General features: G+C 60.3%; 9 protein-coding genes. 3 read left to right on the forward strand and 6 right to left on the reverse strand.

From position 1 onward, the window contains the following. Positions 1-280 precede the first annotated feature (280 nt). Together CD58_RS15505 and CD58_RS15510 are read right to left on the reverse strand one after the other, a co-directional pair. Positions 281-1,978, reverse strand: coding sequence for a cyclic peptide export ABC transporter (locus CD58_RS15505; protein WP_025213912.1), 1,698 nt, complete (start codon positions 1,976-1,978; stop codon positions 281-283). Between the two features lie 34 nt (positions 1,979-2,012). Then, positions 2,013-3,074 carry a TauD/TfdA family dioxygenase gene (locus CD58_RS15510; protein ID WP_025213913.1) on the reverse strand — a complete coding sequence of 354 codons (1,062 nt, stop codon included), beginning with the start codon at positions 3,072-3,074 and terminating at the stop codon, positions 2,013-2,015. A 343-nt stretch (positions 3,075-3,417) separates the two neighbouring features. Here CD58_RS15510 and syrB1 point away from each other — a divergent pair, with 343 nt between their 5' ends. The 3 genes from syrB1 (at position 3,418) to syrC (ending at position 7,492) form a co-directional block, all read left to right on the forward strand. Further along, positions 3,418-5,265 carry a syringomycin E biosynthesis L-threonine--[L-threonyl-carrier protein] ligase SyrB1 gene (gene syrB1, locus CD58_RS15515; RefSeq protein WP_025213914.1) on the forward strand — a complete coding sequence of 616 codons (1,848 nt, stop codon included), beginning with the start codon at positions 3,418-3,420 and terminating at the stop codon, positions 5,263-5,265. Between the two features lie 17 nt (positions 5,266-5,282). Then, the gene (syrB2, locus tag CD58_RS15520) at positions 5,283-6,218 is read left to right on the forward strand and encodes a syringomycin E biosynthesis L-threonyl-[L-threonyl-carrier protein] 4-chlorinase SyrB2 (RefSeq protein WP_025213915.1); all 936 of its coding nucleotides are present in this window, start codon (positions 5,283-5,285) and stop codon (positions 6,216-6,218) included. A 62-nt stretch (positions 6,219-6,280) separates the two neighbouring features. After that, positions 6,281-7,492 carry a syringomycin E biosynthesis aminoacyltransferase SyrC gene (gene syrC / locus CD58_RS15525; protein ID WP_025213916.1) on the forward strand — a complete coding sequence of 404 codons (1,212 nt, stop codon included), beginning with the start codon at positions 6,281-6,283 and terminating at the stop codon, positions 7,490-7,492. A 139-nt stretch (positions 7,493-7,631) separates the two neighbouring features. Here the strand turns inward: syrC and CD58_RS15530 are convergent, their stop codons facing one another. From CD58_RS15530 to CD58_RS15550, 4 genes are all read right to left on the reverse strand, one after another. Further along, positions 7,632-8,756, reverse strand: a complete 1,125-nt coding sequence (locus CD58_RS15530; RefSeq protein WP_025213442.1) for an IS481 family transposase — start codon at positions 8,754-8,756, stop codon at positions 7,632-7,634. A 1,295-nt stretch (positions 8,757-10,051) separates the two neighbouring features. After that, positions 10,052-10,663, reverse strand: coding sequence for an aspartyl/asparaginyl beta-hydroxylase domain-containing protein (locus tag CD58_RS15540; protein ID WP_025213918.1), 612 nt, complete (start codon positions 10,661-10,663; stop codon positions 10,052-10,054). A gap of 142 nt (positions 10,664-10,805) precedes the next feature. Further along, positions 10,806-12,176 (reverse strand): MFS transporter, encoded by a 1,371-nt coding sequence (locus tag CD58_RS15545; protein WP_025213919.1) that lies wholly within the window; start codon positions 12,174-12,176, stop codon positions 10,806-10,808. Next, on the reverse strand, positions 12,173-13,174 hold the full coding sequence (locus tag CD58_RS15550; RefSeq protein WP_025213920.1) for a cupin-like domain-containing protein: 1,002 nt from the start codon (positions 13,172-13,174) through the stop codon (positions 12,173-12,175). The genes CD58_RS15545 and CD58_RS15550 overlap by 4 nt, the downstream gene beginning before the upstream one ends. Positions 13,175-13,319 lie beyond the last annotated feature (145 nt).

A 13,319-nucleotide genomic window follows, 5' to 3' on the forward strand; every position in this document is an offset into this window, starting at 1 on the left:
CCACAGCATGCGCAAAGAAAAATTTCATACGTTCCTTCTCAGAGATTTGTCAGTGCTGCCCGGGACAAACACAACAGGCACGCCTGGAATTGATGCAGATCCGCGCATACAGCCTGCGCGGTACGGTGTCGGTTGAACGAGCGGATCGCCCTTGCATGGCATCGCCACCCGACAGCGCATTCGCGCTTGTCGAGTGGGTTTCAAGCCAGGCATCTTTCGCGGTTTTTCAAAAGGTGCAGTCACGCCATCGCAAGCCGGACGCTGTTGTCGAAATCGGCATTCAGGCCCGCTTGTCGCGGATAGCGCAGTTGATATCGGAAACGATTTGCCCATCGGCCAACTTGATGATCCGATCGGCCAGTTGGAAGTACTGGTCGTCATGGGTAATGATCAGCACGGTCTTGCCGCGACGCTTGAGGTCAGGCAGCAACTCTTCGTAGAAAAACTTCTTGAACGGCGGGTCCTGGTCGGCGGCCCATTCATCCAGTACATAGACCGAGCGGTCTTCCATGTAGGCGCACACCAGTGCCAGGCGCTTTTGCTGGCCATAGGACAAGGCCTTCATGGTTGAATAACCCAGCCCTTCTATCTTGATTTTGTCGGCCAGCCCCAGGGTTTCCAGGTACTTGCGCGCAAGCGTAGGGTTGCCGTCCTCTTCATCGGGGCCGATGAGGCGGTTGAACAGATGAAAGTCGGAAAACACGGCGGAAAACAGATCGCGATAGTCACTGCGACTTTCATCCGTAATGGGTTTGCCATCGAGCAGCACCTCGCCACTCTGCGGAATGTAGAGTCCGCAGATAAGCTTGGCCAAGGTACTTTTGCCGCAACCGTTGCCACCGACGATGTAGATCAGTTCACCGGTCTGTACCTCCAGGTCGATGGGGCCCAGGGCGAACCCGGTTTCTGCGTTCAGCTCCTGGTAATGCATCTGGACCGCCTTCAATTCGATGCGTTTCCAGGACTTCTTGTGCTCCAGCAGATGGACCTTGGGCACCTCGCTCTCGATGGGCTCCGGGTGCGGATCGTTGATCGAGAAACCGAATTCCGAAAGACGCGTACACGCCACCCGGCCCGCCGCCAGCAAGGGCATCGCGCCCACCAGCAACGAAAGCGGCCCCATGATGTACAACACGGCCAGGACGCTGGCGGTCATGATTTTCGGGTCCACCGCACCGACCAGGGGCGCGGCGAACAACAGGCAACCGATCAACAATGACAGGGTGAATTGCCCAACGTTGTCGGCGGCGGTGTACCACAGGCGCTCGACGAAGTTGTAGCGCGCCACACGAGTGGAAGACGCCTCGATGGCCGAGCGACCGAACCAACGGCGCCGCACGCCATTGAGCTTGAGTTCCTTGAGGCCGAACACCAGGGCGTGGGTGTATTCATTGAACGCGGTGTATTCATCCCGTACCCGGGAAGTGTTCCTGACGCCACAGGAAAAGAAGAACAGATACAGCCCCACCCCCAGGATCATCAGTGAAACCGTCAAGGCCAGCACGACCCACGACAGGTAGGCCAGGTAGCCGATGCCAAACAGAAAGACCGTCGTCTCCACCAGGATCGTGGGCATGATGATCAGTGTCGTATTCAATTGCGGGATGTCGTTGGTCAACATCGTCAGCACATTGGGCGGGCCGCGCCGGTCCACTTCTTCAAGTGGCGTGGCGAGAATCTTGCGGCACAGCGCAATGCGCAAGCGCGTCATGATCCGCATGCTGGCGTAGGCCGGGAACAGCGCCGCACCGTTGCGCAGGATCAACGCCGTGGCACTGAGCCCGATGAACCAGTACAGCGCATGCAGGCGCGAGCCGTCATTGTGGATAGCCTCGTTGATCACGCTCACCACCGCGATGGACGCCACCCCGCTGATGACACCGCAGATCAACGTAAAGAGCGTCAGCCAGGGATGGTTACGCCACAGCAGGCGCATGACCGAGCCTGGCTTGGGCTTCTTCGCTTTCTTCTCTTTCATGAGTTGCTATCCTCGAATGGACTCGCGAAATGGCTCAGGCCGGCTGCCATACGTCATTCCTGTCGGTCATCTCGCCCATGGCGACGACAATCAGGCGCGGTTCCTCGTAAGGATCGCGAGCATGGGCAGCCAACATGTTGTCGAGCATCACCACGTCGCCCTTGCGCCAGGCGAACCTGACCGCGCAGGCCTCATAGGCCTCGCCGAGCAACGCCATGACGGTGTCTTCTATGGGCGTTCCGTCGCCATAACTGACCATGCGCGGCAGACGATCGGCGCCGAACATATCGAGCAGGTCCTCACGCATTTCCTCGCCAAGACAAAACGGATGGTGCAGCTGGACCTGGTTGAAAAAAGCCCGCTCCCCTGTCGTCGGGTGTCGGATGACCGCCGGACAAAGGGTGCGTACTTGCAGGGTTTCGCCGTCGAGCCATTCAAAGTCGGTGCCCTGTTCCCGGCAACGCTGTTCGACGGTCGCGCGGTCACTGGTGCCGAAGAACGATGCCCAGCTCGGCTCGACGCCAGCGGTAAACGTGCGGCTGTACATCAGGCCTTTTTGTTCGAATCGAGCCACTACCTCCGCAGGCAAGCACTGCAGCACCTGACGGATGTCCGCCAGCGGCGTCGCGCCGCCGACCCGTGATGGCTGCTCGCAATAAAACCATTGCTTGCGCGGCCAGCTTTCCAGGTGCGAGCTCTCGTTGTGATACAGGATCATCTCGCGCTCGGGATAAGGCGTGGAGCGGTAGACGTTGCGGCCGCCCTCCTTCTTCGGCAAGTCGCCGTAACTGCCATGCAGACCGGGCGACAAGGCTTCGGCGAACGCCTCGAAGGCCGGTACCGAGCCGAGGTCGAACCCGCGAAACAGCACCGCGCCGTGGCGACACAACAAGACCTCGATCGCCTCGCGATGGGTACCGGCCCACAACGAAGGGTCCAGTCCCGGCTCAATAGGTTCGATCACCACCGGCAAACCCAAACCGTCGGCGAGCAACGACAGCCGTACCGATTCGCCGGCTCCCTGACCGGGCCAGTCCAGTGAATCCGCCATCCCATCAGCGGGCATGACGGGCGAAGCGTCAGTTTGAAGACTCATGAATAACTCCTGAACCACAGATCCTCGGATCCACGTCGCAGGGCCGAATCAATACGCCCCACCATCGGGCAAGGATAAAAACACTGATCCGGGGTGATGTCTGGCACCGCAAACAGGGACAGAGCCCGGCACGCGCCGACGGTGCCAACGCTGCGATCCCCGGCAGGCTCGTTTGTCCCCATTTCCCGCGACAGACGCGGACACGAAGTCGGTGCTGAAATGCGGCAGCTGCGAATCGCACAGGTACCTGAAACGATCCCGTGGGCCGCAGTGACGTCTCGAGTGCAACGGTTTGCGCCACACGCAAACACGCTGTGCATGGCCATTAACAGGAGCGTTAGTCATGCCGATTAAGAACACTGGCGGATCGGTCAAACCCGCGCCAGCCCCCCTCACGCCTGGCGTATTGCTGCATGAAATATTCACCGCCCGGGCACGTGAATTCCCCGAGCGAACCGCGGTGTCCGACGCCACGCGCTCGTTGAGCTATGCGCAACTCGATGCCACTTCGTCACAGCTGGCGGCCAGACTGCGCCAGGAAGGCGTCAAGGACGGCATGCTGGTGGGGATGTGCCTGCCACGCGGCGTCGACCTGGTCATCAGCCTGCTGGGCATCCTCAAGGCGGGCGGCGCGTACGTCCCGGTCGACCCGCAGTACCCTGGCAAACGTGTCGAACATATCGTGCGCGACAGCGGCCTGAGCCTGATGATCGGGGAACTCGCCGACCTGCCGCAGAGCGCCTCCGTGCGTGTCTTGTCCCTGGTCGAGCTGCTGGCCGGCCCGGCATTGGAACCCCTCCCCGACAACGACCGCCGCAATCCCGACGAGGCCGTGGCGTATGTCATCTACACCTCCGGCTCCACCGGTGAACCCAAGGGTGTGCTGGTGGCCCACGGCAACGTCAGCCGTTTGCTGGAAAGCACCCAGCGCTCGTTCGCCTTCACCGAGCACGACGTCTGGTCGATGTTCCACTCCATCGGTTTCGATTTTTCGGTCTGGGAAATCTGGGGCGCCCTCGCCCACGGTGCCCACGTGGCCGTGGTGCCTTACGCGGTCTCGCGCTCGCCAGGCGACACGCATAGATGGCTGGCTGACCAGGGCGTGACCGTCCTGAGCCAGACGCCTTCGGCTTTCCGTGGCCTCGATGACGCCGACCGTTCTGCCCATGCACCGCTGGCGCTGCGCTATGTGGTGTTCGGCGGCGAGGCGCTGCCAGCCACCGTGCTGCGTCCGTGGGTCGCGCGACATGGCGATCAGAAGCCTGCATTGGTCAACATGTACGGCATCACCGAAGCCACCGTCCACACCACTTTCAAACGTGTACTCGGCCAGGACCTGGAAAGCACCGCCATGGTGTCCATCGGCGCACCACTGGATGGCTGGCGTCTGCACCTGCTCGATGCCGATCAGCAACCGGTGCCCCAAGGCAACGTCGGGGAGCTGTACATCGAAGGCGCCGGTGTAGCGCTGGGCTACCTGAATCGTCCAGCCCTGAGCGCCGAGCGCTTCGTCCAGCTGCCGGGCACCTCAAGCCGTGCCTATCGCACCGGCGACCTGGTGGTCTTGGGGGATGACGGCGAGTACCGCTACGCCGGTCGTTGCGATGAACAATTGAAGGTCCGCGGTTTCCGGATCGAGCCAGGAGAAGTCGAGGCGTGCCTGCAGACCAGCCCGGCGGTCGCCGCGGCCCATGTCGTCGGTCACGATTACGGCGATGGCGACTGGCGCCTGGTCAGCTATGTAGTACCGACCCGGGGCGTGGAAGCCTGGAGCGAACAGACCCGCGGCGAAGTTGCCGCGTTGGTGGCGGCTAATCTGCCGGATTACATGCGTCCTTCGGCCTACATTGCGCTGGCAGAATTGCCGGTCACAGCCCACGGCAAGATCGACAAGAACCGCCTGCCTTCGCCTGACTCGGTCCCTTCGACCGTACAGCACCTGCGCGAAGCGGGCCTCACCGAGCAAGAGCAGTTCGTGCTCAAAGTATGGTCGGACGATATCGGCCTGAAGAACATCGGCGTGAACGATGACTTCTTCGATTTCGGCGGTACCTCCCTGGCCCTGATCCGCTCGTTGAGTACCCTCAAGGCCCATTACCGGATCAACCTGGACCCTGGCGCACTGGCAGACGGCGCGACCGCCAAAGTGTTGGCCGACTGCATCCAGCGTTCCCTTGTCCAAGCCCAATGACCGAAAAGGAAAAGCTCATGAGCAAAAAATTCGCCTTGACCCCGGAAGAACGTGCGTCCTTTGAAAAGAACGGCTTCATCGGACCCTTCGACGCCTATACGCCAGAAGAAATGAAAGAGACCTGGAGGCGTACCCGTCTACGCCTGCTCGACCGCAGTGCCGCAGCCTACCAGGATCTGGATGCGATCTCCGGCGGCACCAACATCGCCAACTACGATCGCCACCTGGACGATGAATTCCTCGCCAACCACATCTGCCGTGCGCAAATCTGCGACCGCGTCGAGAGCATTCTCGGCCCGGATGTCCTGTGCTGGCGTACCGAGTTTTTCCCTAAATACCCGGGCGACGAAGGCACCGACTGGCACCAGGCCGACACCTTCGCCAACGCCTCGGGCAAGCCGCAGATCCTCTGGCCGGAAAACGAAGACTTCGGCGGCACCATCACCGTCTGGACCGCCTTCACCGACGCCAACATCGCCAACGGTTGCCTGCAATTCATTCCCGGCACCCAGAACAGCATGAACTACGACGAAACCAAGCGCATGGCCTACGATCCCGATGCCAACAACAGCTCGGTGGTCAAGGATGGGGTGCGGCGCGGTTTCTTCGGCTATGACTATCGCCAGCTGCAGATCGACGAGAACTGGAAGCCCGACGAAGCCTCCGCCGTGCCGATGCAGATGAAGGCCGGTCAGTTCATCATTTTCTGGTCGACCCTGATGCACGCCTCCTACCCCCACAGCGGTGAGTCCCAGGACATGCGCATGGGCTTCGCCTCGCGCTATGTGCCGTCGTTCGTGAAGATCTATCCAGACTCCGACCACATCGAGGAGTACGGCGGTCGCATCAGCCTGGAAAAATACGGCGCGGTCCAGGTAATCGGGGACAACACCCCGGAATACAACCGCCTTGTCACCCACACCACCCGAGGCAAGAAGTTCGAAGCGGTCTGATATTTTTCAGTGCCCTATGACAGTTGGCATGCGCAACGTGCCTGACAGGAGTCCCCCAATCCATGACTATTTCCACCGACGCAGCCACGCGCCTGTGTGAGACCGTGAGGATGCTTAGGCACCTTGCCATCCATCTGCCCGACCCGATCTGCCTGAGCTTTCTCGCCCAGGGGAATGACCTGTCACCCGACCAGGCTTCCCCCAGCGTCAGAGCCACGGAACGGGCGGTCAGTACCGCCTTCGCGCGGATCGGCGTCAAGGCCGTGCAGTACTTGCACGACGGTGAGACACAACTGTCGTCCTTCGAGATGTTTATCAGCAAGAAAATCTGCCAGGCGCTCGAGTTCTCCTACGAGCACTTCGACGACGTCGACAGTGCCAAGGAGTTCGGGCGCCTGGTCAGACACTTCGATTTCAGCGGTGCGGTGCCCGAGGTTGAGACACTGCACCTGATCACCCGCGACAACGTGGCGCTGTCAGTCCATGCCAGCACCGACCGACAACGCCCGGCCATCGTCCTGGCCCTGCCCTGCGGCATGCCGTTCGACCTGTGCCGCGACTGGTTCAACGCGCTGAGCGAGCGGTTCTTCGTGGTCACCTGGGAAACCCGCGGGCTGTTCGGTTCCTGCACTTCGTTCGACCAGTTGTCAGTGGATACCGACGCGCAGGTTGGCGACCTGATCAATGTGATGAACCACTACGAGCTGGAGAGCGCGCACCTGATGGGCATCTGCGGCGGCGCGGTGATTGCCCTCAGTGCTGCAGCCACCCACACCGACCGGGTCAACTCCCTGAGCCTGTGGCACGGGGATTACAACCTGGGCGACGACAGCCTGCGCACGCCTCATCAACAGAATTTCGAATGGCTGATGGAATCGGCCGCCGTGGACCGCAACGAGGCCAGTGACCTGCAGGCGCTGTTCCTGGACCAGGCGACGCTGGCGACGATTCCGGACTCCATCGCCCATGCGGCGCTCTATCCTTACGTCAATGAGGAGCTGTTCTACCGCTATGCGCGACTCAACGATGCGTTGAACAAGACTGAGTTGAAGTGGCGGTTGGAGCAGATTACGGTGCCTACGTTGGTCGTCGCTGGCGATGCCGATGCAACGACCCATATCGGCGGCTCGCAGCACATTGCCGATTCCATCAGCGATGCTCTGCTGCATGTGGAGCACAATGGCAGCCACCTGGCGTTTTTTGAATCGACCCAGCTTTCGAAGCAGACGGCCTTTCGTTTTCTGGAATCGACGCTTGAATCTACGTTGGTCTGATATTGGCGTCTGATTGTGTGTATATCCGTTTTTTCTGTAACGGCGACTTAGGGTTCCGCCCTTACGGCGGGTCACTTTCGAAAAAGCGTGTACGGACCGGACACATGGTTGACACCTGTGCGGAGACATAGTGGACACATTATGCGCCGTAGTCAGGGTTATTCACGTCGAAGGTCCGTAAAAAGTGATGGCAGAAATAGACGTCAAACAAGCCATCGCTTTCAGCGTTAGGGCGTATTGCGATGTGCTGTCCTACCAGTCCTTTGGCGATGCTGAAGTAGCGTTTCTGGAAGCGAAATCGACTGTGATACACCTTGGCCAACACATCATCCGGACCATATTCAAACTCTGACAGTTGCTGCGGATACGCCCAGGGGCTGCTCCGATAGCGGTCCATAGGCACCTTGTAGCCCAGCGCCTGATGGGGGCGCTGCAGGTTATAAACCTCACGCCATCGATCAAAAGCCGATTGAGCGTCCATTAGCGTGGAAAAATGACGCCCATCCAGCACCTCTGCTTTGAGTGAGCGGTGGAAACGTTCGATCTTTCCATTGGTTTGAGGATGGCGAGGACGGCTGAAACTGATCCGGATCCCCAGGCGAATCAGCCAGATACTCAGCTCTGTCACTTCACCCGGATTGCGTGGCGAGCCCCAAGGTGGGCCGTTATCGACGTTGATACGCGCCGGCAAGCCATAGCGTTGAAAAACCTCGATCATCCTCTCCTTCACCGTGGCTCCCCGTTCGTTGTCACAAGCCTCAATGGCTAGGCTGAACCGAGAGTGATCGTCCAGCAGGGTCAGGGGATGGCATCGACCTTGTTGCAGCGCAAAATGCCCTTTGAAATCCATCTGCCAAAGATCATTAGGCGCGTCGTGTTCAAATCTCAGCGTTGCCGATTGCTCTCTCTGAGAAGGCTGGATCAGGCCGTGCCGGTGCAAGACATTGGTGACGGTGCTGGGGGCGATACGCTTTTCCAACAGGCTGCTAATCGTGCGTCCGCCCCATGCCGGATGGGCCTGCCTAAGGGCGACGACTTGTGCCTCCATGGCGGCCTGGGTCAGTTTGGGGCTGGTCGCGGGTCTGCGGGACTTCTCTTGCAGACCCTGCTGACCATGCGCCTTGTAGCGATCTAGCCACTTGTAGGCTGTTTGCGGGCTGATGCCGAATCGTCGACACAGCTCACGTTTATTGCTGCCGGGTTGCCGTGCTAAGGCAACGAACTCTTCTTTCAGGCTCATGGCGTCTCTCGTGGTCCAGGGCATGATGGCTTTCCGGCGAAATTGGCTCGCTGGAAAGTGTCCACCATGTCCCCGCACACCCGTCAACCATGTGTCCGGTCCGTACAAAAAAGCGCGAAAGTAACCAAAGCGCTTTTGCCCCACCACTCGGTGCCTCGCTAGGGCTCGGCATGCCCGAACGTAGGCATTGCTCCGTGGGCCCGCCGCGAAGGGCCATCCATGGCCCAGCGCGGCTACCTCGGCATCCATGCCGAGGTGCCCACTGCACAATGCCTACGTTCGGCCATCGTGGTTAATGGGGCGCCGAGATCAACGTCCACCGCTAGGCGGCCTGAGAGCCGACCTGGTTTGGGGTGGGACCGCGTTCCTCCTGTGGGAGCGGGCTTGCTCGCGAAGAGGCCGGGGCATTCAACATCTTCATCGACTGTGCCATCCTCTTCGAGCAGGCCCACACAATTGGATCAAGCTACGGCTGCAGATACAGGCCGCCTGTGAGCCCGCCATCGCGAGCAAGCTCGCTCCCACAATTGGATTGGGGTACAGCCGGGAGAGACAGGCCGGCTGTAAGGCCGCCTTCGCGAGCAAGCCCGCTCCCACAATTGGATCGGAGTACAGCCGGGAGAGACAGGCCGGCTGTAAGGACGCCTTCGCGGGCAAGCTCGCTCCCACAATTGGATTGGGGTACAGCCGCAAGAAACAGGCCGGCTGCAAGGCCGCCTTCGCGAGCAAGCTCGCTCCCACAATTGGATTGGGGTACAGCCGGGAGAGACAGGTCGGCTGTCAGACCGCCTTCGCGGGCAAGCCCGCTCCCACAATTGGATCGGAGTACAGCCGGGAGAGACAGGCCGGCTGTAAGGCCGCCTTCGCGGGCAAGCTCGCTCCCACAATTGGATCGGAGTACAGCCGGGAGAGACAGGCCGGCTGTAAGGCCGCCTTCGCGGGCAAGCTCGCTCCCACAATTGGATCGGAGTACGACCGAGAGAGCCAGGCCGGCTCTCAGGCCGCCTCGCGGCGGACGTTGATCTCGGCGCCCCATTAACCACGATGGCCGAACGTAGGTATTGCGCAGTGGGCAACCCGGCATGGATGCCGGGTTAGCCGCGCTGGGCCATGGATGGCCCTTCGCGGCGGCCCACGGAGCAATGCCTTCGTTCGGGCATGCCGAGCCTAGGCGAGGCACCAAGTGGTGGGGCTAAAGCGTTTTGCTTACTTTTGCGCTTCTCAAAAGTGAGCCGCCGTAAGGGCGGAACCATAAGTAGCCGTGACCGAAAAAACGGATATACACACCACATCGAAACAAAAGATCAAACCCCATCACCTCAAGCAACCATATGCTTCTCACGATGAAACTCAATATAAAGCACAGTACGATAAGCCCTGGAAGCATTCACCGCAAAGTGGTCAAGAGAGCCGTCAAAGATCACCAAATTGCCATTTGTACTCTGATTAAAGCTGCCATTAACGTTGAGATAAGAGTAATTCTGGGTAGTAGGCGCATCGATGGTCAGCTGCATATGCAACAGCCCCTCTTCCCACGTACCCGTATGGGCATGGGTGCTGAGAAACACACTGGGCTCCATGCGCAGCAAAGCACAGAGCTTGATGCCCGGGATTTTGCTCAGCAGCTCGATGGTCGCCGGCATGGCGGCCTGGGCGTAGGGGATCGGAGTGTCATAGGCGACCAGGCCATATTGCGTCCAGTCGCGTTTTATCTCCATGTTGTCACCCCACCCCCAGATCCAGCCGTACTTCCCGCCCGCCTCCATATGCGCGGCGACTGCGTCGACGATCTCAGTGATCGACTTACCCACGCGGTTGATGGTCAGGGTCGGCGCATCGAGCGCGAGAAACTCTTCACGAATCACCTCCCAGTTTTGGGCAAGGTCCTGAAGTTTGGGGAAGCGGCTGGGATCATAAAACGACGGGCGCATAGGTGCTCCTTTTATCGAGGTTGTCGGCTCAAATGGCGATGCAAACACTGGTCTGCCAGGCCCGGGCGCGGGGGTGGCAAAGGCTCGGCAAAGGTTGACCCACCGCCCCCGGCCTGTCTGTCACGGGAATCCGGTACAACCATCACAGAGCGTTGACCGGGGGACTGTCGCTCGCCTGTATGGCGACTGCCTGCGGCTGGGTCTCGGCCAGTCGACGCATCGGTCCATAGAGCAAAACGCCCAGGGGCAAAAGCGCAAAAAGCGCGCCGGCCACCACGAACAGCAAGCCCACGCCGCGTCCCGCACCCACCCCCAGCCAGAGACCGATCGAATCGGCGTAAAGGCCGCCGGGCTGCAGCGCCGGCTGGAACCAGTGGTCCACCAATACACCACCGACGAAGATCACGAGGCTGGTGGCAGCAATGGTCAACATGTTGATCAGCGCAAACACACTGGCGCGATTGCCGCTGGGAATCTTGTGCATCCACAGTGAGGTCACACAGGCATCGGCGACGCATGCCGAGGTGATGGCGAAGAACGCCAGGGCGCAGTAGGCAACGGGATGCAAAACCACCCCCAAGGCAATGACACAGGCGGCCAACAACAGATCGGCTACCCCCACCAACGCCATCAACTTGCGGGGGTGGCCGATGAGAATCAGCAGCCCGGCGCCAAACAACCCGCCCAGGGCCGACCATGTGTAGGCCATGCCCAGCATCTGGCTGCTCATGGTGGACAACACCAACGGCGTCATCATGACGGTCGCCAGCGAAAGCAGCGCGTTGCGTACCACGGTGTAAACCAACATCCAGGCCATCAGGTGCCCGGCAGAGAAAAACTTCAGCGCCGAGGCAATATTGCCCAGCACACTGCGAAACACCGGTTCCTTGCCGGCACCGTGCGGTCGCTCCGGCGCGAATCGCACATGGGAAAACGCCTTGATCACCAGCAAGGTGCCGGAACAAAAGGTCACCACGTTCAGGCCCAGGATCATCACCAGGCCGGCCTTGGCCATGATGATCCCGGCCATTTGCGGTGCCACCAGCGCCGAAACGTTTTTACTGATGCTGATCAGCCCCGAGGCCCGGGTGAATTTCTCCGGGGCGACAATCGTATTGACCGCCGCCTGGTACGCCGGTTTGCGGAAAGCCGCGACGATGGAGGCCAAGCCATTGAAGATGTACAGGTGCATGGGTTCCAGGCGATCGAGCCAAAGCAACGCCATGATCCCCAGGAGCAGCACCGCCAGGCTCACATCGCAACAGACAATGATCACCCGGTGACTGATCCGGTCGGCCAGCCCTCCCGCCAACGGCAAAAACACAATCGCCGGCAACGTTGCCGCCAGTATCACATTGGTGAACGCCACCGCCGAGCCAGTATGGGAATACACCCAGACGCCGAGGGCGAATCCCATCATCGTCGTACCGACTACCGCCAACGATTCACCGCACCAGAGGAAATAGAAACTACGTCCCAGATCGAATCGCCGGTGGATGCTCTTGAGGCTCATGCGCGCGCATCGCGGGGTTTGCTGGCACCGATCAACCGGCGTCCCAGTCGATAGACCAGGGAGTAGGCCACCACCCCCAGCACCAACGGCGCATAACGGGAAAACAGAAAGGTGCGCAATACCCGCCTGGCAATGGGCGAGCGAATATCGCCACTGACATGCAAGGGGGTCGGGAATGTCGCGGCAACGGTCGCACCGAATGCGTCATCCATGGATTGCACCGCATGCCACCAATAGACCGGTATGTACAACGCATCGCCCGGTTCCACCACCGTGCGCATGGCGTGCAAACCCCGGGTCCCGGGAAAGCGCCCGGTATCGATGTCGTACAGATAACCCGCCTCTTCGACCACCGGCCGAAGCGCCTGCCAACTGGCCTCGTCCGGCGGCAGCAAGAGCACTTCCTTGGCACCGACCACCTGGGCCATGAAGGTCTCATCGACGACATGGAAATGCCAATCGGTGTAGGAGTTGCGGTACAGAAAGCTGCGATGGGGTGGATAGTGCCGGGGCTTGGACAGTGTCGGCATGAAGGGCAGGCCCCCGACGTCGTCCCTCATCTGCTCGATGGCAGAGCCTTTGGAAAAGCGGCAACTGTCGGCCACCTGGGGATCATCGCCCTCGCCGAGCCTGTCGAGAAACTCATGGAAGGGCACTTCCTGGAAGACCGTTTTCGCGTACTCGGTCATCGCCGCCTTGACCTCGGGCTTCGACCAGCCGATGACCTCCGAAACGATCTTCGAACGCACCTTCACCGAACTGTTGCGCGAATGCGCCTTGAGGTAGTCGAGGTTCCATTTATGGAACGCCGGCCAATGCCGCACGGCATTCTTAATCAGGCAGGGACGGTTGTAATTCACGTACTGGCGGGTGAATTGCTCATTGGAAATCGTCAGCGCATCGATCACCTCGACCGGTCCGGCCTGGGGGTGATTGGGAAAACGGGACAGGCTCCAGAACTTTGAGGCTGGACGATCCGACTCAGTGACGTGTGGCATTTTCGACCCTCGCAAACTCACTCAGGGCCGTTGGTATAACAGACTCGCGCCACCCTGCCCAAGCACCGCAATGCCCCGTTTCCCGTGGTTGTCCCTGCTTCCCATGACAGACATCACCCAACGGATGTTCTAGTTTTTTCCCACT

Origin of the sequence: Pseudomonas brassicacearum (genome assembly GCF_000585995.1) — a bacterium.
Lineage (GTDB): Bacteria > Pseudomonadota > Gammaproteobacteria > Pseudomonadales > Pseudomonadaceae > Aquipseudomonas > Aquipseudomonas brassicacearum_A.

Coding starts and splice junctions, on each gene's coding strand:
- CD58_RS15505 (WP_025213912.1), bottom strand. CDS start 1,978: ATGAAAGAGAAGAAAGCGAAGAAGCCCAAGCCAGGCTCGGTCATGCGC.
- CD58_RS15510 (WP_025213913.1), bottom strand. CDS start 3,074: ATGAGTCTTCAAACTGACGCTTCGCCCGTCATGCCCGCTGATGGGATG.
- syrB1 (WP_025213914.1), top strand. CDS start 3,418: ATGCCGATTAAGAACACTGGCGGATCGGTCAAACCCGCGCCAGCCCCC.
- syrB2 (WP_025213915.1), top strand. CDS start 5,283: ATGAGCAAAAAATTCGCCTTGACCCCGGAAGAACGTGCGTCCTTTGAA.
- syrC (WP_025213916.1), top strand. CDS start 6,281: ATGACTATTTCCACCGACGCAGCCACGCGCCTGTGTGAGACCGTGAGG.
- CD58_RS15530 (WP_025213442.1), bottom strand. CDS start 8,756: ATGCCCTGGACCACGAGAGACGCCATGAGCCTGAAAGAAGAGTTCGTT.
- CD58_RS15540 (WP_025213918.1), bottom strand. CDS start 10,663: ATGCGCCCGTCGTTTTATGATCCCAGCCGCTTCCCCAAACTTCAGGAC.
- CD58_RS15545 (WP_025213919.1), bottom strand. CDS start 12,176: ATGAGCCTCAAGAGCATCCACCGGCGATTCGATCTGGGACGTAGTTTC.
- CD58_RS15550 (WP_025213920.1), bottom strand. CDS start 13,174: ATGCCACACGTCACTGAGTCGGATCGTCCAGCCTCAAAGTTCTGGAGC.